Raw genomic sequence first — 20,648 nt, 5'->3', positions numbered from 1 at the left:
AGACCGGTCGTCTAGTCACGACGCTTTTTAAAAATCAGTGACTTATCAGCCACTGTTCGATGGTGTTGAGCGCCAGGCTAATCGGGCCTGGCTCTCGGGAAATCTTGCTCTGCAAACTGGCTCCGAGCCACAGCAAGTAGCAGCGCTGCGCCAGCTGCTGCGGCGTTTGCGCAAACGGCAGTGGCTGCTCAGCCGCCACCTCAGTCAAACAGCGCGTATAGGCAGCGATGATGGCGTTGGCACCCTGTTGCAGTGCATCGCGCATCGGTTCAGAGAGATCGCACACTTCGGCTGACAACTTCACGCCAAGACAGCCAACAATATGACCTTGCTCGATAAACAGCCGTTCGCCATAGCGGAAATGCGCTAACAGGCGCTCGGTCGGCGTTAAATCGGGCAGACTCAACTGCTGATCAATCTGCTGCTGGAAATGGCTGAAGTAGCGCTCAATCAGCGCCACACCAAAGGCCTCTTTTGAACCAAAATAGTGGTAGAACGAGCCTTTAGTGACTTCCGCCAGCGCCAGCATCTCGATCAATCCCATGCCGGTAAAGCCGCGCTGTAAGCAAACCTGCTCGCCAATAGCGAGCAGGTGTTCACGGGTATCGTTGCGTTGCAGAGTCTTATTCATGGGGGGCAGGTTATTAGACCAGTCAGTCTAACGCAACCCTCAGGCGGCAGTTTGGCACGATCTGATCATGTCCAGCTGCGGCTGATACTGCTGCGTCTGGATATTGAACATGCCTAAAACCGTATGGAAAAGATTATCTTGCGAAACCTTGGCGTCAGCCGCTTGCTGGCGTAAACAGGTATCATTGATGTGGTACGCCGCCGCGTATCCCGGTGACATCCACATCAGCAGAGGAATGTGTGTTTGCTGCGCAGGCGCAAACAGGTAAGGCGCGCCGTGCAGATACATCCCGCTCTCGCCAAGCGATTCGCCGTGATCGGAGAGATAAACCAGCGCCACATTAAAGCGATCACTCAGGCCTTTAAGCTTATCGATGGTGCGACTCAGCATGTCGTCGGTATACAGCAGCGAATTATCGTAGGTATTCACCAGCGCCTGATGATCGCAATCCTGGATCTGCTTGCTGTCACAAGTGGGCGTGAAACGGCGGAACCCAGCCGGATAGCGCTGATAATAGGCTGGACCGTGGCTGCCCATCTGATGCAGCACGATAATGCCGTCGTTGTGCAGGCTAGCTATATAGTTATCAAGACGATGCAGCAACACATCATCCTGGCAAAAACCATCATGACAATATTGCGGCAGTTTCCACTGCGTCATATCGGTGTGCGGCACGCGGTCACAGGCGCCTTTGCAGCCACCATCATTTTCGCGCCACAGTACGCTTACGCCTGCGTGGGCAAGGATGTCGAGTACGCCTTCCTGATGGTGCGCCAGATTGGCGTCGTAATGCACGCGAGGCATATTCGAGAACATGCAGGGCACCGAAATGGCGGTTTCTGTACCACAGGAACTGGCGTTGGGATAGTAAATCACCTGCTGTTTTTTCAGTTCTGGACTGGTCTCTCGCGCGTAACCACCCAACGAAAAGTTCTCGGCGCGCGCCGTTTCACCTACCACTAACACCACCAGCGTTTTTTTAGTCGCTGTGGAGATTAACGGACCTTTATGAGCATCTTCACCGATTTTCACCAGCGCCTGGCTACCTTGCAGATAGCGTTGGTCGACATAATGGCCGGTGCCGCTGACGATATTGGCCGGGGTAATCATCTTGATCAGATTTTTATTATTGCGAATCAGCGAGGCGTAATCTTTGTAAAACAGCGCCGCCATCAGCAATATTATTAATATTGCGCCCAGCGCGCCCGTCAGGCGTTGCAGCAGATTCCACCACCAGCGCGGTCCACGACGAATACGCACGCCGCAAATCAGCGCCACCGGCACCATCCCCATCAACAGCATCCAGAGTAGATAGCGGCTGCTGAACAACGCTGAGGCTTCCTGCGGGTCAGATTCAAAGACGTTTTGCATCATATTGGTGTCGATCACCGTGCCAAAACTGTGCATGAAGTAATTGGCGGCGGCGCTGACGAACACCAGCACGATCAGCAACGGCTTGCGCAGATAAGGCCAGGCAGCCAGCGAGAAAATAAAATAGAAAGCCGAGGCCAGCACCAGTGGAATACTGGCGGCGAACAGATAATCGTGGGGATGATCGTAAGGGATCATTTCCCAGGCGCGCAGCAAGAAAAGGGCATTCAGGACTAATGCGAAGAACAGCGCAGCAATAAGGTTAAATCCGCTGGTGCCGCACTGCAGGGTGGTCGGGAATCTCATGAAAACTCAACGGTAAGAAGGTGTGTGACAATCGTATGAAGACAAGCTGAGGAAAACCTTAACCAAGAGTAAACATAAACCATCCAAATTCTGTAAATGCTGGCTATTTGGTAAACAGGCGTAACCAGACGCCGTAATGGCTTGATTATGCGCAATCGGCGTCTACGCTTTGCACAATGTCATTAAGCTGTTATCAATGTGATATGAGATGTTAATTGCGGAGTGGATGTGGCCGAGCAACTTGAGTTCTTCCCCGTTCCCAGCCCGTGTCGTGGCATTTGCCAGAGTGACGCGCGTGGCTATTGTCGTGGCTGTTTACGCAGCCGGGAAGAGCGCTTTAACTGGATGAAATTCAGCGATGCGCAAAAGCGCGATGTGCTGCGCTTGTGCCGGCAACGCTTTTTGCGCCTGCAGCGGCAGCAAAAAGTGGATGAAGATCATGATCCACAACAACCGGAACTGTTTTAAGAAAACGATGATTTGCCTTTCCGTTATACTCCCGCTTTCGTCATCTGGAACCGTGTTTAGGGAGTTTAACCATGTTACAAGCGCAGGCTATTGCACCGCAGGGACCCTCATTTTCACCGCTGATCGCCGGTTACTGGCGTTTAATGGAGTGGGGCATGACGCCGCAGCAAGTGGTGCAGTTTATTGAGCACCATTTAGCGCTGGGCATCACCACCGTCGATCACGCCGACATCTACGGCGATTACCAATGTGAAGCCGCCTTTGGTGCCGCGCTGCGCCTCGCGCCAGGGTTACGTGAGAAGCTGCAAATCGTCACCAAATGCGGCATTGCGACGCGCGCAAAGCCTGAACACCGTATTGGTCACTACATCACCGAAGCCAGCCACATTCTGCACAGCGCCGAAAATTCGCTGCGCCATTTCCATACCGATTACCTCGATTTGCTATTGATTCATCGCCCGGATCCGTTGATGGACGCGGATGAGATTGCCGAAGCCTTTACGGCGCTGCATCAGAGCGGCAAAGTACGCCATTTTGGCGTCTCCAACTTCACCGCCTCGCAGTTCACGCTGCTGCAATCGCGTTTGCCGTTCAGTCTGGTCACCAATCAACTGGAGATCTCTCCGCTGGAACAAACGTCGCTGCTGGATGGCTCGCTTGACCAGTGCCAGCAAAATCGCATTCGCCCGATGGCGTGGTCATGCCTCGGCGGCGGTCGCCTGTTTAACGATCCGCATTATCAGCCGCTGCGCGATGAGCTGGAGCAGGTGAAGCAGGAGATCGGCGCCAGCAATATCGAGCAAGTGGTGTATGCATGGGTGATGAAACTGCCAAGCCGTCCGCTGCCGATTATTGGATCAGGTAAAATCGAACGTGTTAAAGAGGCGGTTGGCGCGTGCCAATTGACGCTGGATCGCCAGCAATGGTTCCGCATCCGTAAAGCCGCCATCGGCTACGATGTGCCCTAAAGCGTAAAGCTGCGTCAAATTACGGCAGCCTGGATGAAAGCAGTCCAGGCTTAGAGGGAATCTAACCGTAAGGAGACGTTATGAAGAAAACCCTCATTGTTATGCTGGCTCTGGCCTGCGCCGCGGGTGCGCAGGCGGCGTCAGAAGAAGTCACGCTGCATGAAACCACGGCGCAAGGCATCGGGGCAGCGATTGGCACCGTCACGCTTAGCGAAACGCCATACGGTGTGCAATTTACCCCAGCGTTAAGCGGCCTGAAACCCGGCATTCATGGTTTCCACGTCCATGCTAAAGGCAGCTGTGAACCGGGCGAGTCGGACGGTAAAACGGTGGCGGCCGGTGCGGCGGGCGGACATCTCGATCCGCAAAAAACCGGCAAGCATCTTGGTCCGTATGCCGATGGTCACCTTGGCGACTTACCCGCGCTGTTTGTAACCGAAGATGGCAAGGCGACCTATCCGGTGGTTGCGCCACGCATCAAATCCCTGAGTGAAATCAAAGGTAAAGCCTTAATGGTGCATGTGGGCGGCGATAATCATGCCGACCATCCGCAACCGCTTGGCGGCGGCGGGGCGCGTTTTGCCTGCGGCGTAATCTAATGCTTTGGGCGGCAGCAGCTTGTCGCCCCAATTTCCTCACGCTGAAAAAAGTTGACCCATTTTCTTGCTACTCTCAGCGCTTTTTCCGTCCTATGATATTGATTCAGGAATAAAACCTTCAGGGGCAGGAATGAAAGCGCGTGGGATGATGTTGTTATGTTTATTGCTGGTGGGATGCGATCAACCCAACGACACACAGCTGCGTTTAGATGCCAGTCGACAACTGCAACGCACCATCGATACCAATCCGCTGCGCATCGGCTGTGAGAAGATTGCGCGCGGCCGTGAATGGCTGACACAGCACACACTTCATCGGCTCGAAGCTAACGGCTGCGAAAATGTCCTGCGCAGCGCCACCGAAACCAACTTCACCCACAGCGAAACTTATCGTCATGCGATGACGGTGGTGTGCGGCGGCATTCAGGGCAAAAGTTTCACCGGCACCACTTTGTATCGCCGCTTTATCTACTCTTCAGAGGAGAAGGCGCTGGTGATTGAACCGATGTCCGATCAGGATAAAACCCGCTTTGAAGGACAGAAATCACTGCATCAGTTGCAGGACGATTTTAATCGGCAAACCACGCAATATTGTCAGTAATCAATCCGGCACCGCCTGCGCTAACTGGGCGAGTGAGCAGCGCAGGCGCCACAAAATGCCCGCCAGCGTATTGGCTTCGCTCTCCTGTTGCTGCTGCAGTTGCTCAATCAGGGTTTCCAGCTCATCCAGCGCGGCCTGCAGCGCCGTGTGATGCACGCCGCGCAGACTCACAATCCGTTGCAGATCCTGCAGGCTGCTATCACGCATTTGCCCGAGCGTAGCCGACGTCGGCTGCCATTCGCGCAGCTGCCAGACAATGTGGGAACAGTTCAGCAACACCACGCCCCAGCGCAGCAGCCAGACGCGCGCTCGCTCGTCACGACTGTTACTGAGCTGACTGATGTGATGATAAATTTGCGATTCAAAGTGGCTTTCACTCAGGCGCGGATGACGGCGGAGCTGGTCGAGAAACGCATGGCGCAGGGCACGAATATGCCGACGACTGCGACGCGCATCGGAACTGGGACGCAGCACCTGAAACGCCAGCCACGCCAGCAGTACGCCGCACACCTTGGCGATATTGTCATTGAGGAAGCTTTGATAATCCCAGTCCGGCGGATTGGTGACGGCGATAAAGGATCCCATAAAAACAATGAATTGCCCCCACATCCCGGCACGTTTCTTCTGCTGCAGTTTGAACAACTGCAAGGTGAGCAGCAGCGGGAACAGCACCAGTAAAAACTGCCACAGCGCGCTGATTTGCACCATCAAACCGAACTGCAGCACAAAACTAAACAGTGACAGCCACAGCAAGGTTTTCAGCAACAGCGAGACGCTGCCACTGGGCGAGGGAGCGGAGGAGTAAAGCACGCAGGCGATGGCGGTAAGCGTCAGGGCGGCGGCACCGGAATCCCATTGCGTGGTGATCCAAAAGGCGCAGCCCAGCATGATGACGCTAAAGGTGCGCAGCGCGCTCCAGCCGGCTTCAGCACTGTCGCTTTCGCGCGCCAGCGAGGGCGCATACGGCGGCTGAAAACGGGTATCGGCATCGGCGCGTTCAATCAGGCGAATCCAGCGATTGACGTTGAGATACACCCAACAGAAATAGCGCAGTCTCTGGACGAAGGCGCGTTGGCGGTAATCACCGGTTGCTGATGGCGTGATGCCACGCAGAATTAGCGCCAAACGGTATTTGTCGCACTGCGGCTGCGCCAGCTCCTGCAGCAGTTTGGCCACGGCGTCGTAAAGTTCGTGTGGCGCGTCGGGCCAGTTCAGCAACATGCGGCGCAGGCTGGAGAGTACGCTGGTGAGACGCAGCTGCTGGTGCAGTACATAGTTCAGCACGTTGTTCTGGCGGCGGAAGCGATAGTGGCTCCAGAACGCCTGAATGCGCAGCAGATTCATGGTGAGAATCTGGCTAATGACATTCTCATGGGCGGTGCGCACGTTATCAGTGCTGCCTTGCTGCAGTAATAACACCGCATGATCCAGCAAACGCGCGTGCATCTGACGCAGTGAACTCATCAGCGCGTTGCCATCTGAGGTGCTGGGCAGAATCATCATCATCAATCCGGCACACAGGATGCCGGAGATCACTTCGCACACGCGCGCCTGGGCGATATCCCACAGCTGAGTGACATCGGTGATGTTGACGCTGCTAAAGGCGATGATAGCGGCGGTATATCCCGCCAGCGAAAACGCGTAGGCCACGTTATTTTGGTAGTGATTGGCGATCCAGGTACAGAACGCCAGCCACCCGGCCATGAAAAAGGCAAACAGCCAGGGTTCGTTCAGCGTGTGTCCGGCGATCAGCAGCGCGGCGCTGGCACCGAGCAAACTGCCGACGATGCGCCCCAAACTTTTACTGATGGCACCGCCGACGGTGGGAAAACTCACCACCGCCGCCGAGGTCATGGCCCAGTAAGGTTGATCGAGTTGCAGTGCATAGGCGATGGTCAAGGCGAGACACATCGCGATGCCATTACGCAGCGCGTAGCGCCACTCGCCCCAACTTGCTTTTATCCACGGCAGATTTTGCCACGCCAGCCACTGAAAATTCATCACAACCTCAGTGAGCGATGGAGATGGTGCAGGTGGTGCCCGCCACCAGCGGCACGCCTTCCGGCAACGCATCTAAGCGAATACGCACCGGCACGCGCTGCGCAAGGCGCACCCACGGCACATTAGGCTTGATATCCGGCACCAGCCCGCCATCGCTGGCGACACTTTGGTCATAAATGGCGCGTCCGATACTCTCCACCGTGCCCTGCAAATGCGCGCCGTTGCTGTACAACACAATTTGCGCGGCCGCGCCGGGCTGAATATGGCGCAGCTTGGTCTCTTCGAAATAGCCCATCACGTAATAAGAGTGGCTGTCGACCAGCGCAAACAGCGGCGTACCGGCGCTGGCGTAGTTGCCGGTGCGCAGCGTCAGGTTGCTGATCCAGCCATCGGTGGGCGCGGTGATGGTGGTTTGCTCGAGATTCCAGCGTGCCTGATCAAGGCTGGCCTGCGCCGCTTTCGCCGTTGATGCCGCGGCATTGGCGGTTAAGCGCGCTGCGTCCATATCTTCCGCTGAAATAACGTTGCGCGGCAGGCTGGCGCGGCGATTGGCTTCATGTTGCGCTTTCGCCAGATCGGCCTGCGCTTTGGCCAGTTGGGCTTCGGCGTTGGCCTGCGCAATTTGCCACGGAACTGGATCGAGCTTCAGCAGCACGTCGCCTTTATGCACGAACTGATTGTCGCGCACTTGCAGAGCGATGATGCGACCGGACACTTCGGGCGTGATATCCACCAGCTCGGCGCGCACTTTGCCGTCACGCGTCCATGGCGATTGCATGTAGTAATTCCACATCCACCATCCGGCAAGCAGGGCCAGCGCAAAAATCACCAGGGTTGAAAAATACTTAAAAGGGTTGAATTTCATAGTGATTTATCCGAGGCTCAGTAACCACAATGCGCCAGCGACGCACAGTACAAACAGGGAAAGGTCCATTAAGGTGGGATGCCAGACATCGCCGGAGTAGATCCAGCCGCGTATCAGCGGGTGAATCAACAACCAGAAAAAGAAACCGAGTAACACCGCTTTAAACAGCGGCGGGAAAAACAGCGACGCACCGAACACCAGGTCGGTAAGCGGGGCGCTGGGGGAAAAAGCGGTTAGGGACACGTGTCATCATCCTTTTTGACCGGGAATCATCTAAATAGAGCGTAGACGGCAAGCGTATATGCAGGCCTGGTATTTGTAATTTGCCAGGTAAACTCGCAGAATAGTGTAAAATCTGGCTTAATAGCTAGCAAGCTAATTATAAGGAGATGCAATGGATACGCCCTTGGGAACCGATCTGTCTCGTCTGGTGCGCATTTGGCGCGCGTTAATCGATCAGCGCTTGAAACCGCTTGAGTTGACACAAACACACTGGGTGACGTTACACAATATTCATCAACTCCCGCCAGAGCAGTCACAGATTCAGCTGGCAAAAGCGATCGGCATTGAGCAGCCTTCGCTGGTGCGCACCCTGGATCAGCTGGAAGAGAAGGGATTGATCACCCGCGCCACCTGCGCCAACGATCGCCGCGCTAAGCGCATCAAGCTGACTAAGCAGGCCGAGCCGATTATTGAGCAGGTTGAGAATGTGATTGATGCCACGCGCGATGACATCCTTTCCGGCATCAGCCTGGAAGAAATCAATCAGATGGTGACGCTGATTGCGCGGCTGGAAAAAAACATTCTCGAGTTTCATAACCGCGAGAAATAAAAAAACCGACGCCAGGCGTCGGTTTTTTTATCTGTTCGCTTAACGTGGCGAAACGGTAACCTGGCTGCCGTTTGACGCCATCACGACGCGCTGGCCAACCGAGTAACGAGTGGCCGCTTGCTTCTGCACCACCATGATGGTGTTGCCATCATCCTTGCGGATTTCCAGCTCGACACCGTCAGATTTGTTGACCGCACCCTGAACGCCCTGACCGGCTACGCCACCGAGTACCGCACCGCCAGCGGTTGCCAGACTGCGACCGCTGCCGCCGCCAATGGTGTTACCGAGGAAACCGCCCAGTACCGCACCACCAATTGCGCCAATCACGTTGTTTTCATCGCCGCCCTGGATTTTCACCGGACGAACAGAAACCAGCGTGCCATAGGAAACACTTTGTACTTGTTTAGCTTCGCTGGCGCTGTAAACGTCACCGGAAAGGGTGCTGTCGTTGGCACAACCTGCCAGAGTTAAGCCGGTCAACGCCACGGCTACAAAACGCTTAATCATCAGAACGCTCCTTAATGCAAAATAACGCCATGTTTCTCATCCTGTACTGCACAGAGTATAAGACAGAAAACTGGCAAATGACGCTAAGTCCGTATAAAACGCGGCTGGGGCGAAGCATAGACCATCGTCCCTCAACAAAAATTCAATTACCCAACGAAAATATTTCTGAGCTGCAATGCACTGTGCAGTGACGCTGAAAAGCGGAATTTTATCATAGAATTAGACCCGGTAATTTGCCAGGCTTAAGCCAGACGATGTTAAGGGAGTGAACCGCTATGAAATCAGGACGCTATATTGGCGTGATGTCCGGCACCAGCCTTGATGGCGTGGACGTGGTACTGGCGGCCATTGATGGGCAAATGGTGGCGCAGCAGGCCAGCTATTGTCACCCCATCCCGCAGGAATTACGCCAGCAGGTGCTGGCCATTTGTCAGGGACAAACCTTGACGCTGTCGCAGCTCGGGCAACTGGACACGCTGCTGGGCAAGCTGTTCGCCGAGGCGGTTTTAACCCTGATGCACCAGCAGTCGCTGGAGGCCAGCGACATTATGGCGATTGGCTGCCACGGACAAACAGTGTGGCATGAGCCGCAAAGTGATGCGCCGAATACGCTGCAAATTGGCGATAACAACCAGATCGCGGCGGCAACCGGCGTCACAGTGATTGGAGATTTTCGTCGCCGCGATATGGCGCTCGGCGGGCAGGGCGCGCCGCTGGTGCCAGCCTTCCATCAGGCGCTGTTGATGGACAGCGTCGAGCGCCGCATGGTGCTGAACATCGGCGGCATCGCCAATCTTTCACTGCTGATCCCCGGCCAGCCGGTACGCGGTTTTGATACCGGGCCGGGCAATATGCTGATCGATGCGTGGATTTGGCGTAATAAAGGTTTGCCGTACGACAAAGATGCCGCCTGGGCGCGCAGCGGTCAGGTGGTTCCAGCGCTGCTGGAGTTGATGCTGAGCGATCCGTGGTTTGCCCTGCCGCCGCCAAAAAGCACCGGGCGCGAATATTTCAATCTCAGCTGGATCGAGCAGCAGTTGCAGCGTTTCCCGGCGCTGCCACCACAGGATGTGCAGGCCACGCTGACCGAGCTGACGGCGTTAACCATCGCGCAGCAGGTGCAGCTCAACGACGGTTGCGATCGTCTGTTGGTTTGCGGGGGAGGCAGCCGAAATCCGCTGCTGATGGCGCGGCTAGCCACGCATTTGTCGGGAACTGAAGTTGGTACCACCGACGAAGCGGGCATTAGCGGTGATGATATGGAAGCGCTGGCCTTTGCCTGGCTGGCGTTTCGCACAGTAAATGGATTACCGGGCAACCTGCCAGCGGTAACGGGCGCGCGGGACATGAGCGTATTGGGCGCAATTTATCCGGCCAACCCCCGACCTGGTCGTTAAGAGGTAAAGATGAAAAAAATAATGATGATACTGAGCAGCGTGGCGCTATTAAGTGGCTGCGGCATGATGCATAAGCAGGAAGAGACGCCGCAACAGCTGCGCTATCAGTGCGGGACTTTGCCGCTGACGGTCACTCAGGATAACGTGAAGCAGCAGGTGAGCTTTATTCTGGACGGTAAGCCACTTACGTTGGCACAAACGGTGTCGGCCTCTGGCGCGCGCTACAGCGACGGCACTTACGTCTTCTGGTCAAAAGGCAATGGCGCTTTTGTTGAACGTAATAACAAAATCGTGATTAATGATTGTGAATTGCAGAACGCGGATACCTCCGTTCAGTAAACGTGAGAAAGAGAAACAGCATGAGCGACAGTGACAGCTTGCAACATATTGCCCATCTGCGTCGTGAATACACCCGCGGCGGGCTGCGACGTAAAGATCTGCCCGATAACCCTTTGGCGCTGTTTGAGCAGTGGCTGCAGCAGGCCTGCACCGCGCAGTTGCCGGATCCGACGGCAATGACGGTCGCCACCGTTGACAGCAGCGGCCAACCTTATCAGCGCATCGTGCTGCTGAAGCATTACGACGAGCAAGGCATGGTGTTCTATACCAACCTCGGCAGCCGCAAGGCGCTGCAGCTGGCAGAGAATCCGCGTATCTCGCTGCACTTTCCGTGGCACTTCCTTGAGCGTCAGGTGATGGTGCTGGGCGAAGTGGAAAAACTGTCGCCGCTGGAGGTGCTGAAGTACTTCAGCAGCCGCCCGCGTGATAGCCAGATTGGCGCATGGGTGTCGAAGCAATCAAGCCGCATCTCGGCGCGCGGCGTGCTGGAAGGCAAATTCCTCGAACTCAAACAGAAATTCCAGCAGGGCGACGTGCCGCTGCCGAGTTTCTGGGGCGGCTACCGCGTTAAATTTCACACCGTGGAGTTCTGGCAGGGCGGCGAACATCGCCTGCACGATCGCTTCCTCTACCAGCGTAATGACAATGGCTGGTCGATTGACCGATTAGCCCCGTAAAACTGCGTTTTATCCCCTTTCAATGCTGGCGCAGTTGGCGTCAGCGCTTTATGCTATAGCCCTCTTTTTTTCGTCTCCGCACGTCAGCGGAAAGCTGTGTACCAGCCTAGGTGCAGTCTGATCAATTTGGAGTCAGTGATGACCAGCAGTAACCTGATACAACAATTGCAAGAAAGGGGCTTAGTCGCCCAGGTAACGGATGAAGAAGCGTTAGCAGAGCGACTGGCGCAAGGGCCAATTGCACTCTATTGCGGCTTCGATCCTACCGCTGATAGCTTGCATTTGGGCCATCTGGTGCCGCTGCTCTGCCTGAAACGTTTTCAGGATGCCGGACACAAGCCGGTCGCGCTGGTGGGTGGTGCCACCGGTCTGATTGGCGATCCCAGCTTTAAAGCAGCAGAACGTAAACTTAACACCGCTGAAACCGTTGGCGAGTGGGTGGATAAGATCCGCAACCAGGTTGCGCCTTTCCTCAGCTTCGATTGCGGCGACAACAGCGCGATTGCCGCGAACAACTACGATTGGTTTGGCGGCATGAACGTGCTGACCTTCCTGCGCGACATCGGTAAGCACTTCTCTGTGAATCAGATGATCAACCGCGAAGCGGTGAAACAGCGTCTGAACCGCGAAGATCAGGGCATCTCTTACACCGAGTTCTCCTACAACCTGCTGCAGGGTTATGACTTTGCGGAGCTGAACAAGCGTCACGATGTGGTGCTACAGATTGGCGGTTCCGATCAGTGGGGCAACATCACCTCCGGTATCGATCTGACGCGTCGTCTGCATCAGCAGCAGGCGTGGGGCTTGACCGTACCGCTGATCACCAAGTCTGACGGCACCAAGTTCGGTAAAACCGAAGGTGGCGCAGTGTGGCTGGATGCGAAGAAAACCAGTCCATACAAGTTCTACCAGTTCTGGATCAACACTGCGGATGCCGACGTATATCGCTTCCTGAAGTTCTTCACCTTCATGAGCATTGAAGAGATCAATGCGCTGGAAGAAGAAGACAAAAACAGCGGCACAGCGCCACGCGCGCAATACGTGCTGGCTGAGCAGGTGACGCGTCTGGTGCACGGCGAAAGCGGCTTAACTGCGGCAAAACGCATCACCGAGAGCCTGTTCTCCGGCAGCCTGAGCGCGATGACCGAAGCGGACTTCGAGCAGCTGGCGCAGGACGGCATGCCAACTATCTCGCTGACAGCAGAAGACGATCTGCAGCAGGCGCTGGTGGCGGCTGAGCTGGTGCCGTCACGCGGCCAGGCGCGCACCATGATCGGTTCTAACGCGGTATCGCTGAATGGCGAAAAACAGTCAGATGCGGAGTACCGTTTCAGCGACAGCGATAAACTGTTTGGACGTTTCACGTTGTTGCGTCGCGGTAAAAAACATTACTGCCTGATTAACTGGCAGTAAGCGTTCAGGGCCGGCTTCCGGCCCTTTTTTATGGCAAGACAGCAGTACAGGGCAAAATGAAAAATATTCTCGCAATTCAATCTCACGTTGTTTACGGACACGCCGGTAACAGCGCTGCCGAATTCCCGATGCGCCGCATGGGCGCAAACGTTTGGCCGCTGAATACCGTGCAATTTTCTAATCACACCCAGTATGGTCACTGGACAGGCACCGTGATGCCCGCCACGCATTTGACCGACATCGTTAAAGGCATTGCGGCGGTTGACCGCCTGAAGACCTGTGATGCGGTGTTGAGTGGCTATTTGGGATCGGCGGAGCAGGGCGAACAGATTCTGGAGATCGTGCGTCTGGTGAAAGAAGCCAATCCGCATGCGTGGTTCTTCTGCGATCCGGTGATGGGCCATCCGGAGAAAGGCTGCATCGTGGCGCCGGGCGTGGCGGAGTTTCACTGTAAAATGGCGTTGCCCGCCAGTGACATCATCGCCCCGAACCTGCTGGAGCTGGAGATGCTCAGCGGCCATGAAGTGGCCAACGTCGAGCAAGCGGTGGTTGCGGCACGAGAACTGATTAGCAAAGGCCCGAAAGTGGTGCTGGTGAAACATCTGGCGCGTGCCGGACGTCGTAGCGATCGTTTTGAGATGCTGCTGGTGACCGCCGATGAGTGCTGGCACATCAGCCGTCCGCTGGTGGACTTTGGCGTGCGTCAGCCGGTTGGCGTGGGCGATCTCACCAGCGGCCTGCTGCTGGTCGATCTGCTGCACGGCAAGTCGCTGCAGGATGCGCTCGAGCACATTACCGCGGCGGTGTATGAGGTGATGCTGAAAACCCACGAAATGGGCGAGTACGAATTGCAGTTGGTGGCCGCGCAGGATGCGATTGCCAAGCCGACGCAGCATTTCGCGGCAGAAAAGCTGTAAATTCCCGTAGGGTGCGCATTAATGCGCACCTGTAATTGAGGTCGCCATTAATGGCGACCCTACGACAGGATTAAACCAAACCTTCCGCCTTCAAAGCCGCTTGCACCGCTGGGCGCTCCGCAACCCGATTAAACCAGGCGTCCAGCGCATCCAGTCCCGATAAATCCAGCTTGATGGCTTTAGCCCAGCGCGTCACCACGAACAGATAGACATCGGCAACGGTAAAGCGCAATCCCAGCAACCACTGTTTATCCTGCAACGCCTCATTCACATGATGATACTTTTTCTCCAGTTGCGCACGCGCAATGGTTTTGTACTCTTCCGGCGTATCAGGACGGAACAGCGGGCTGAAACCCTTGTGCAGTTCGCTGCTGACAAAACTCAGCCACTCCAGCGTGTGATAGCGCGTCAGGCTACCGGTTGGTGCCAGCAGGTTGCGATCCGGCTTGAGATCCGCCAGATACTGCACAATCGCCACACCTTCGGTCAGGATGCTGCCATCGTCAAACTGCAGCGCCGGCACTTGTCCTTTCGGGTTAATCTGCCAGTAATCTTCTCCCTGCTCGGTCACTTTCTTCTGCAGGTCCACGTTCACTTGGGTGAAGTCGAGTCCGCATTCCAGCGCGACAATATGCGGTGATAGCGAACAGGCACCGGGCTTACAATAGAGTTTCATCATGGCTTCTCCTTGAATGTTGTGGTGATCAAAGCAGCATAAGTCTGCCAGGGATATTTACCCGTGACTGCGATCAGGAATTGCGGTCACCATTCAGGTTTATTCAGCAAAGCATGGCAGTAACGGCAGCTTTTCGAGCGCAAAATCCCAAAATTGCCGCACTTTAGGCGTCATATTCTTCACGCGCTGGGTGACTAACTGCACCGGCAGCGGCGCCGGTTCCCATTCAGGCAGTAAACGCAGCAGTTTCCCGCTGTGGATATCGTCGAGAACCTGATACGACAGCAGCCGTCCAATGCCGTGTGCGCTGCGCAGCGCTTCCAGCTGGCTCTCCACATCATTAACCCGCAGACGCGGCGTAATGCGCACGCGCAGGTCGTGAGCGAAGCGCCACTCACGCGTATGGCGCAGGCTCGTCACTAACGCATGTTGAGTCAGTTCAGCGGGATGAAGAGGCGTGCCAGCCTGATGCAGATAGTCGGGGCTGGCAATCAGCGTTGAACGCACCGTGCCAACCTGACGCGCCACCATCGAAGAGTCCTGCAGTTCACCAATGCGTAATGCGATATCGAGGCCGTTTTCAATCAGATCCTGATAGGTGTCGCTGAGCACCACTTCAATCTGCATCTCCGCATGCTGTTGCAGGAAGGCATTCACTAAAGGCATGACGTGGCGACGACCAAACTGCACCGGCGCGGTTAAACGCAGCAAGCCATGCAGGCCGCTGTGGTGAGCGCTGTCGATGGCGCGCTGATAATCGCTCAGCACGCGCTGTGCCTGCTCAAACAGCTGCCAGCCAGCTTCGGTGGGTGCCAGCTGGCGCGTGGTGCGTTCAATCAAAGTGGTGGCGAGGCGGGCTTCAAGGGTGTTGAGGGTGCGCGTGATCACCGGTGGCGATCGCTGTAACAAACGTGCGGCACCGGCCAAACTGCCTTGCTGGATAACCGCGACAAATACCTCAAGCTCATCAAACCTGTCCATGCTTATTCCACTCAGATTAACAGTGAGCCGACATCATGAAGTTAAGCGAGCAAAAAGCGAAGTGTGGGTAGCAGAAATCGTTAAAGGAAATGTGAATGGCGGCGAAATAGTCGGTAGAAAAAAGCCGGGACATGCCCGGCTTTCTGCTTACTGATTGGCGCTGGCGCGTTTCAGTTCAGTTTGACTATCATCCTGCGTCATGCGGTTCAGCAGTGGCGCGGTGATTAACATCAGCAGGGCGATCACGCCGGTGGCGATACCAATCTGCTGGAACACATGGCTGTAGACCGCCAGTGACGTGTGTGGATCGGTCACATCATTCGGCACCGCCATCAGGTTCGCGACTTTACCGGCAATCATTGCCGCACCCGCGGTGGTCAGGAACCACGAACCCATGATGAAGCCCATTAAACGTTGTGGTACCAGTTGTGCCACCATTGCCAGGCCCAGACCGGAAATCATCAGCTCACCAATGCTCTGCAGCGCATAGCTAAGGATCAGCCAGTTCACTGAGACGATACCGGCTTCGTTGGCAAATTTGGCACCAAACGGCAGCACCAGGAAGGCCGCTGAACACAGCACCATACCGAAGGCGAATTTGTGTGGCATCGGCATTTTATCGCCGAGTTTGTTGTACACCGCGGCCAGAATCGGGCTTGCCAGCATAATCCAGAACGGGTTCAGCGCCTGGAATTGCTCCGGCTCAAAGGTGATGCCGAGAATCGCGTGCTCAACGTTGCGGATAGCGAAGAAGTTAAGTGAGGTCGGCATCTGCATGTAGAGCACGAAGAACACAATCGCTTCAACCATCAGCAGGAAGGCCACGATCATCTTACGACGTGCGGCCCCCTTCAGCGCGAAGGCTTCTTTAGCGAAGATCACCACGATACCTGCGGCGATGACGCCCAGCGTCATACGTGCGATGCTCTGGTGATGCAGCAGCCAGGCCGCCAGCGCAATCAGTGCTACTACGCCAATCAGCGTCATCAGCAGTTTACCCATCTGCAGCGGGGCAAAATCCGGCTTGGATCCGTAGTTTTTCACTACACGCTGGAAGAACAGGAAGTTCAGCAGCGTGATCACCAGACCGACAACCGACAGCGAGAACGCCGCGCCCCAGCCATATTTCGCCGCCAGCCACGGGGTCAGCATCATCGAGAACAGGGAACCGATGTTGATCGACATATAGAACATGGTGAAGGCACCGTCGAGGCGCGCGTCATCTTTCTCATAGCAGGTCGACAGCAGGGAAGACGGGTTAGCTTTAAACAAACCGCTACCAACGGCGATGGTCGCCATACCGATATACACCATTGAGGTGTCATGGCCGGAGAAAGCAATCAGCGCATAACCCAGCGCCAGCACCATTACGCCGAGCACGATGACGCGTTTGGTACCCAGTACTTTATCGCCGAGCCAGCCGCCGATGGCGACTAAACCATATACCAGCGCGCTAAACGAGGTGAACAGCGTAATGGAGTCCGCTTCGGACATGCCCAGCTGTTTAACCAGGTAAACCGCCATGATGGCTTGCAGGCCGTAGTAACCAAAACGTTCCCACAGCTCGATGGAGAAGATCAGATAAAACGCTTTCGGTTGCTTAAAAGCGTTGAGGCTTGGCGCCCCGTCAGTGTGTTTGTTTGCAGTTGACACTTGTACCTCAGTTTTAACATAGCCTGTTTTGCGACAGGAATTAAGTCTGCGTCGGGCTGGGTAATCCCGCGCAACATTGTTATTAGAAAGGAAAAACGGCGACTAATTTGGCTGAATCAGTCCAACAGGGCAAGCATTTTCTGCACGCTGTAATACTTGCAATAGATAGGGTTAATGCCGCTATACAAAGTTTTAAATCAGTGTTAAATCTCGCTGGGTGGCATTATATCAGGATAAACAGGTGAAATGCAGATCGGGAAGATCATTTTCCTGATATAAACTGCTCAAAGAGGCTTTATCAGAACATAACGCTAAAGTTCATAATTTATACAGAGATTATTATTGCCGTTGTGCGCAATATAAGCACAACAGCTTGATTGATGAGCGTAATAAGCAGTCAAAAGATTCCAAAACGCTAATTAGTTGATCCTGCGCACAAAACCGCGAATTAATTATCAGGGTAAAAGAAGAAAACGTTTGCGTAGCTGACATCTGGCGAAGATTAGCGCGGTCTGACACCTTATTTGGCAGATAAACAGGCGGCCATAAGCGCAATGCGTGGAAACGAAAGCCGCATAAATCGACGTTTAAAGGCGTTTAGACAGCGGGTTAACTTTGCTGTAACATCCTTTTTTCCCTGAAAGGACGTAGTCATGATGAAGTCGATTCGTGTCGCCCTGATTGGCGATTACCGTGCTAATGCCGTTGCGCATCAGGCCATTCCTCCCGCTGTACAACTCGCTGCAAAAACCCTTTCACTCAACGTCAGCGCCGACTGGATCGCCACGCCGGAACTCAATCAGCACAACCTGAATGATTACCAGGCGATTTGGCTGGTTCCGGGCAGTCCTTATCTCAATGATGCGGGCGTGTTTGCCACCCTTCGCTGGGCGCGGGAAAGCGGTAAGCCATTTTTGGGCTCGTGCGGCGGATTTCAGTACGCCATCGTTGAGTACGCGCGCAATGTGCTGGGCTGGGAAGATGCGGCGCATGCGGAAACCGATCCCAGCGGTCGCTGGGTGATTGCGCCGCTGGCGTGTTCGCTGATGGAACAGCGTGGCAGCGTGACCTTCCAGCCGGGTTCACGTATTGCTCAGGCTTACGGTGCGTTACAGAGCGATGAGGGCTACCACTGCAACTTTGGCGTCAACGCAGAGTTCAGCGCAGCGCTGGCGACGCAGAATCTGCAGATCACGTCATGGGATTTGGAAGGCGACGTGCGCGGCATTGAATTGACCGATCACCCGTTCTTTGTCGCCACCTTGTTCCAGTCCGAAAGGGCGGCGTTACAAAACCGACTGTCGCCGCTGGTGGTCGCCTGGCTGCAGGCCGCCGCAGGTTAAATACGCAGCTTGTCTATGGCGTAATGCGTGTCAGTTAAGCCAGCAGCGAGTGCGCTGGCCGGGGCCCGCTATGAAGCTTTAGTGCGCGCAGTTGAAAAGGGCACATTTGCCGTGACGCAGCAAATGTGTCAGAGCCCGCGATTCAGAGTTCGGTTTTGGCGTCGAATTCACACAAATCTTCGATCAGACAGGATCCGCAACGCGGTTTGCGCGCCACGCAGGTATAGCGACCGTGCAGAATCAGCCAGTGATGGCAATCGACTTTAAACGCCGCCGGCACCACTTTCAGCAGCTTATCTTCCACTTCTTCCACATTCTTGCCCGGCGCAAAGCGGGTGCGATTGCTGACGCGGAATATATGCGTATCGACAGCAATCGTCGGCCAGCCAAAAGCGGTATTCAGTACCACGTTGGCGGTTTTACGCCCGACGCCCGGCAGCGCTTCCAGCGCCGCACGATCTTCCGGCACTTCGCCGCCGTGCTGTTCCAGCAGAATGCGGCAAGTCTTGATGACGTTCTCCGCCTTGCTGTTAAACAGGCCGATGGTTTTGATGTACTCCTTCACGCCATCCACGCCGAGCGCCAGAATGGTTGCCGGCGTATTCGCCACCGGATAGAGCTTCGCGGTAGCTTTGTTGACGCTGACGTCGGTGGCTTGCGCGGAGAGTAACACCGCAATCAACAACTCAAACGGCGAGCTGAAGTTCAGTTCTGTGGTCGGATGCGGATTCTCATCACGCAGGCGCGTAAGGATCTGCGCGCGTTTCTCTTTATTCACACCGCTTTCCCGGTTGCGCCTTGCGGCTCCGCTTCAGGCGCTGCTGCAAGAGTGGCCGCGCGCTGTTTCATCTTCTGATCGATCAGGTATTTCGCCGCCAGCAGCATGCCCAAGCCGATAAAGGCGCCCGGTGGCAGCATCGCCAGCAGCATCGGGGAATCAAAGTGCACCACTTCAATACGCAGCGCTTTGGCCCACGGTCCCAGCAGCTGATCCGCACCGTTGAACAGCGTGCCGCTGCCAATCAGTTCACGAATCGATCCCAGCGTCACCATCGCGCAGGTTGCGCCCATGCCGATGGCAAAACCGTCCAGCGCGGAGAGCGGAATGCTGCTCTTCGAGGCGACCGCTTCAGCGCGACCGACCACGATGCAGTTGGTGACGATCAGCGGGATAAAGATGCCGAGCGACTGATACAAACCGTACGCGTAGGCGTTAATCAGCATCTGCACGCAGCTCACCACCGAAGCGATGATCATCACGTAAATCGGAATACGGATTTCGGCCGGCACCCAGCGACGCGAGGCGGAAATTGCGCTGTTGGTGATGGTCAGCACTAGCGTGGTCGCCAGGCCTAAACCGAGGGCGTTGGTCGCGGTTGAGGTCACCGCCAGCAGCGGACAGAGACCGAGCAGCTGCACCAGCGCGGAGTTATTTTTCCACAGGCCGCCGACCAGTAAATTCTTGGCTTCACTCATTTGCATCTCCACATTCAGGCAGCGAAGCAAGCTTCGCTGGCAGTGTTTCAATCAGCAGCGCGGTGCGCCTGGTGGCGTTGACCACCGCGCGTGGCGTAATGGTTGCGCCGGTAAATTGGTCGAATTCACCGCCGTCTTTTTTCACCGCAAAATTTTTGTCATCAGCGCCGTGGATCACTTTGCCATTGAAGCTGTTAATCCAGTCTGAAATACGCAGTTCGATTTTATCGCCGAGGCCCGGCGTTTCATGGTGCTCAACCACGCGCACGCCCAGCACTTTGCCGTGGAAATCGGCGCCAACCAACATCTGAATCGCCCCAGAATAGCCGTCTGGCGCGGTGGTCTCAAGCGCGGCCGCCACCGGCTGATCGCCTTTGCGCGCTAAATAGAGATGGTGCGGGCGATCATTGCCCAGCGCCAGCGCATCGGTCACCAGATAACACTCTTGCTGGATGTGATTGTCGTACAGATCGGTCGGTACCACCTGATCTAAGAGATTTTTCTGTTGCAGCGCAGTTTGATGCTCCACCGTCGGCTTGGTGACATAGTTAACCACCGCCGTCACGCCGGTGGTGATCACCGCAAAGGTCGCCAGCGTCACCGCATTTTTACGAATAGCTTCGATCATCT

General features: G+C 55.5%; 23 protein-coding genes. 11 read left to right on the top strand and 12 right to left on the bottom strand.

The window, feature by feature from the left end:
* Positions 1 to 34: 34 nt before the first annotated feature.
* Together K5Y30_RS03450 and eptA are read right to left on the bottom strand one after the other, a co-directional pair.
* On the bottom strand, positions 35 to 631 hold the full coding sequence (locus K5Y30_RS03450; protein ID WP_222210511.1) for a TetR/AcrR family transcriptional regulator: 597 nt from the start codon (positions 629 to 631) through the stop codon (positions 35 to 37).
* Positions 632 to 670: 39 nt separating this feature from the next.
* Entirely contained in the window at positions 671 to 2,308 is a 1,638-nt protein-coding gene (gene eptA, locus K5Y30_RS03445) for a phosphoethanolamine transferase EptA (protein ID WP_222210510.1), read from the bottom strand.
* Between the two features lie 228 nt (positions 2,309 to 2,536).
* On the opposite strand from eptA, the gene K5Y30_RS03440 reads away from it, so the two are divergent.
* The 4 genes from K5Y30_RS03440 to K5Y30_RS03425 all read left to right on the top strand — a co-directional run bounded on the left by K5Y30_RS03440 (position 2,537) and on the right by K5Y30_RS03425 (position 4,941).
* On the top strand, positions 2,537 to 2,776 hold the full coding sequence (locus tag K5Y30_RS03440; RefSeq protein WP_008110296.1) for a DUF1289 domain-containing protein: 240 nt from the start codon (positions 2,537 to 2,539) through the stop codon (positions 2,774 to 2,776).
* Positions 2,777 to 2,847: 71 nt separating this feature from the next.
* A complete protein-coding gene (locus tag K5Y30_RS03435) occupies positions 2,848 to 3,744 on the top strand; it encodes an aldo/keto reductase family oxidoreductase (protein ID WP_137385685.1) in 897 nt (298 codons plus the stop codon).
* Between the two features lie 80 nt (positions 3,745 to 3,824).
* Positions 3,825 to 4,343 (top strand): superoxide dismutase family protein, encoded by a 519-nt coding sequence (gene sodC / locus K5Y30_RS03430; protein ID WP_101764542.1) that lies wholly within the window; start codon positions 3,825 to 3,827, stop codon positions 4,341 to 4,343.
* A gap of 130 nt (positions 4,344 to 4,473) precedes the next feature.
* Positions 4,474 to 4,941 (top strand): hypothetical protein, encoded by a 468-nt coding sequence (locus tag K5Y30_RS03425; protein WP_222181910.1) that lies wholly within the window; start codon positions 4,474 to 4,476, stop codon positions 4,939 to 4,941.
* On the opposite strand, the gene K5Y30_RS03420 is transcribed toward K5Y30_RS03425, so the two are convergent.
* The 3 genes from K5Y30_RS03420 to K5Y30_RS03410 are packed head-to-tail and all read right to left on the bottom strand — an operon-like array spanning position 4,942 to position 8,050.
* Positions 4,942 to 6,942 (bottom strand): FUSC family protein, encoded by a 2,001-nt coding sequence (locus tag K5Y30_RS03420; RefSeq protein ID WP_222210509.1) that lies wholly within the window; start codon positions 6,940 to 6,942, stop codon positions 4,942 to 4,944.
* Between the two features lie 7 nt (positions 6,943 to 6,949).
* Positions 6,950 to 7,807, bottom strand: a complete 858-nt coding sequence (locus tag K5Y30_RS03415) for an HlyD family secretion protein (RefSeq protein ID WP_222210508.1) — start codon at positions 7,805 to 7,807, stop codon at positions 6,950 to 6,952.
* A gap of 6 nt (positions 7,808 to 7,813) precedes the next feature.
* Positions 7,814 to 8,050, bottom strand: a complete 237-nt coding sequence (locus K5Y30_RS03410) for a DUF1656 domain-containing protein (protein WP_008110284.1) — start codon at positions 8,048 to 8,050, stop codon at positions 7,814 to 7,816.
* Positions 8,051 to 8,201: 151 nt separating this feature from the next.
* On the opposite strand from K5Y30_RS03410, the gene slyA reads away from it, so the two are divergent.
* Positions 8,202 to 8,639, top strand: a complete 438-nt coding sequence (slyA, locus tag K5Y30_RS03405; protein ID WP_007892783.1) for a transcriptional regulator SlyA — start codon at positions 8,202 to 8,204, stop codon at positions 8,637 to 8,639.
* A 39-nt stretch (positions 8,640 to 8,678) separates the two neighbouring features.
* Here the strand turns inward: slyA and slyB are convergent, their stop codons facing one another.
* On the bottom strand, positions 8,679 to 9,146 hold the full coding sequence (gene slyB, locus K5Y30_RS03400) for an outer membrane lipoprotein SlyB (RefSeq protein WP_008110282.1): 468 nt from the start codon (positions 9,144 to 9,146) through the stop codon (positions 8,679 to 8,681).
* Between the two features lie 275 nt (positions 9,147 to 9,421).
* Between slyB and anmK the strand changes: the two genes are divergently transcribed.
* The 5 genes from anmK to pdxY all read left to right on the top strand — a co-directional run bounded on the left by anmK (position 9,422) and on the right by pdxY (position 13,889).
* Complete coding sequence (anmK, locus tag K5Y30_RS03395) at positions 9,422 to 10,543, top strand: anhydro-N-acetylmuramic acid kinase (protein WP_222181912.1); 1,122 nt, start codon at positions 9,422 to 9,424, stop codon at positions 10,541 to 10,543.
* Between the two features lie 9 nt (positions 10,544 to 10,552).
* Entirely contained in the window at positions 10,553 to 10,882 is a 330-nt protein-coding gene (locus K5Y30_RS03390) for an MliC family protein (RefSeq protein ID WP_222210507.1), read from the top strand.
* A gap of 20 nt (positions 10,883 to 10,902) precedes the next feature.
* A complete protein-coding gene (gene pdxH / locus K5Y30_RS03385) occupies positions 10,903 to 11,559 on the top strand; it encodes a pyridoxamine 5'-phosphate oxidase (RefSeq protein WP_222181914.1) in 657 nt (218 codons plus the stop codon).
* A gap of 138 nt (positions 11,560 to 11,697) precedes the next feature.
* Positions 11,698 to 12,972 (top strand): tyrosine--tRNA ligase, encoded by a 1,275-nt coding sequence (gene tyrS / locus K5Y30_RS03380; protein WP_222210506.1) that lies wholly within the window; start codon positions 11,698 to 11,700, stop codon positions 12,970 to 12,972.
* Positions 12,973 to 13,028: 56 nt separating this feature from the next.
* Positions 13,029 to 13,889 carry a pyridoxal kinase PdxY gene (gene pdxY / locus K5Y30_RS03375; protein ID WP_101764534.1) on the top strand — a complete coding sequence of 287 codons (861 nt, stop codon included), beginning with the start codon at positions 13,029 to 13,031 and terminating at the stop codon, positions 13,887 to 13,889.
* 70 nt (positions 13,890 to 13,959) lie between these two features.
* Here the strand turns inward: pdxY and gstA are convergent, their stop codons facing one another.
* The 3 genes from gstA to dtpA form a co-directional block, all read right to left on the bottom strand.
* A complete protein-coding gene (gene gstA / locus K5Y30_RS03370) occupies positions 13,960 to 14,565 on the bottom strand; it encodes a glutathione transferase GstA (RefSeq protein WP_222210906.1) in 606 nt (201 codons plus the stop codon).
* Between the two features lie 99 nt (positions 14,566 to 14,664).
* The gene (locus K5Y30_RS03365) at positions 14,665 to 15,546 is read right to left on the bottom strand and encodes a LysR family transcriptional regulator (protein WP_222210505.1); all 882 of its coding nucleotides are present in this window, start codon (positions 15,544 to 15,546) and stop codon (positions 14,665 to 14,667) included.
* A gap of 147 nt (positions 15,547 to 15,693) precedes the next feature.
* On the bottom strand, positions 15,694 to 17,199 hold the full coding sequence (gene dtpA, locus K5Y30_RS03360) for a dipeptide/tripeptide permease DtpA (protein ID WP_101764531.1): 1,506 nt from the start codon (positions 17,197 to 17,199) through the stop codon (positions 15,694 to 15,696).
* Between the two features lie 653 nt (positions 17,200 to 17,852).
* On the opposite strand from dtpA, the gene K5Y30_RS03355 reads away from it, so the two are divergent.
* Entirely contained in the window at positions 17,853 to 18,542 is a 690-nt protein-coding gene (locus K5Y30_RS03355) for a CTP synthase (RefSeq protein WP_222210504.1), read from the top strand.
* A gap of 142 nt (positions 18,543 to 18,684) precedes the next feature.
* Here the strand turns inward: K5Y30_RS03355 and nth are convergent, their stop codons facing one another.
* The 3 genes from nth to rsxG are packed head-to-tail and all read right to left on the bottom strand — an operon-like array spanning position 18,685 to position 20,646.
* Positions 18,685 to 19,320, bottom strand: a complete 636-nt coding sequence (gene nth / locus K5Y30_RS03350; protein ID WP_008110262.1) for an endonuclease III — start codon at positions 19,318 to 19,320, stop codon at positions 18,685 to 18,687.
* On the bottom strand, positions 19,317 to 20,018 hold the full coding sequence (locus K5Y30_RS03345; RefSeq protein ID WP_222210503.1) for an electron transport complex subunit E: 702 nt from the start codon (positions 20,016 to 20,018) through the stop codon (positions 19,317 to 19,319). Before K5Y30_RS03345 ends, nth begins: the two co-directional genes overlap by 4 nt.
* The gene (rsxG, locus tag K5Y30_RS03340; protein WP_222210502.1) at positions 20,011 to 20,646 is read right to left on the bottom strand and encodes an electron transport complex subunit RsxG; all 636 of its coding nucleotides are present in this window, start codon (positions 20,644 to 20,646) and stop codon (positions 20,011 to 20,013) included. Before rsxG ends, K5Y30_RS03345 begins: the two co-directional genes overlap by 8 nt.
* Between the last annotated feature and the right edge of the window lie 2 nt (positions 20,647 to 20,648).

Source organism: Pantoea sp. DY-5 (assembly GCF_019795955.1).
GTDB lineage: Bacteria > Pseudomonadota > Gammaproteobacteria > Enterobacterales > Enterobacteriaceae > Pantoea > Pantoea leporis.
The sequence above is the reverse complement of the archived record's forward strand: the minus strand, read 5'-3'. Positions and strand labels throughout refer to the sequence as shown.

Excerpts from the sequence above, each read along its gene's own strand:
- K5Y30_RS03450 (WP_222210511.1), bottom strand. The coding sequence starts at position 631 with ATGAATAAGACTCTGCAACGCAACGATACCCGTGAACACCTGCTCGCT.
- eptA (WP_222210510.1), bottom strand. The coding sequence starts at position 2,308 with ATGAGATTCCCGACCACCCTGCAGTGCGGCACCAGCGGATTTAACCTT.
- K5Y30_RS03435 (WP_137385685.1), top strand. The coding sequence starts at position 2,848 with ATGTTACAAGCGCAGGCTATTGCACCGCAGGGACCCTCATTTTCACCG.
- sodC (WP_101764542.1), top strand. The coding sequence starts at position 3,825 with ATGAAGAAAACCCTCATTGTTATGCTGGCTCTGGCCTGCGCCGCGGGT.
- K5Y30_RS03425 (WP_222181910.1), top strand. The coding sequence starts at position 4,474 with ATGAAAGCGCGTGGGATGATGTTGTTATGTTTATTGCTGGTGGGATGC.
- K5Y30_RS03420 (WP_222210509.1), bottom strand. The coding sequence starts at position 6,942 with ATGAATTTTCAGTGGCTGGCGTGGCAAAATCTGCCGTGGATAAAAGCA.
- K5Y30_RS03415 (WP_222210508.1), bottom strand. The coding sequence starts at position 7,807 with ATGAAATTCAACCCTTTTAAGTATTTTTCAACCCTGGTGATTTTTGCG.
- slyA (WP_007892783.1), top strand. The coding sequence starts at position 8,202 with ATGGATACGCCCTTGGGAACCGATCTGTCTCGTCTGGTGCGCATTTGG.
- slyB (WP_008110282.1), bottom strand. The coding sequence starts at position 9,146 with ATGATTAAGCGTTTTGTAGCCGTGGCGTTGACCGGCTTAACTCTGGCA.
- anmK (WP_222181912.1), top strand. The coding sequence starts at position 9,422 with ATGAAATCAGGACGCTATATTGGCGTGATGTCCGGCACCAGCCTTGAT.
- K5Y30_RS03390 (WP_222210507.1), top strand. The coding sequence starts at position 10,553 with ATGAAAAAAATAATGATGATACTGAGCAGCGTGGCGCTATTAAGTGGC.
- pdxH (WP_222181914.1), top strand. The coding sequence starts at position 10,903 with ATGAGCGACAGTGACAGCTTGCAACATATTGCCCATCTGCGTCGTGAA.
- tyrS (WP_222210506.1), top strand. The coding sequence starts at position 11,698 with ATGACCAGCAGTAACCTGATACAACAATTGCAAGAAAGGGGCTTAGTC.
- pdxY (WP_101764534.1), top strand. The coding sequence starts at position 13,029 with ATGAAAAATATTCTCGCAATTCAATCTCACGTTGTTTACGGACACGCC.
- gstA (WP_222210906.1), bottom strand. The coding sequence starts at position 14,565 with ATGAAACTCTATTGTAAGCCCGGTGCCTGTTCGCTATCACCGCATATT.
- K5Y30_RS03365 (WP_222210505.1), bottom strand. The coding sequence starts at position 15,546 with ATGGACAGGTTTGATGAGCTTGAGGTATTTGTCGCGGTTATCCAGCAA.
- K5Y30_RS03355 (WP_222210504.1), top strand. The coding sequence starts at position 17,853 with ATGATGAAGTCGATTCGTGTCGCCCTGATTGGCGATTACCGTGCTAAT.
- K5Y30_RS03345 (WP_222210503.1), bottom strand. The coding sequence starts at position 20,018 with ATGAGTGAAGCCAAGAATTTACTGGTCGGCGGCCTGTGGAAAAATAAC.
- rsxG (WP_222210502.1), bottom strand. The coding sequence starts at position 20,646 with ATGATCGAAGCTATTCGTAAAAATGCGGTGACGCTGGCGACCTTTGCG.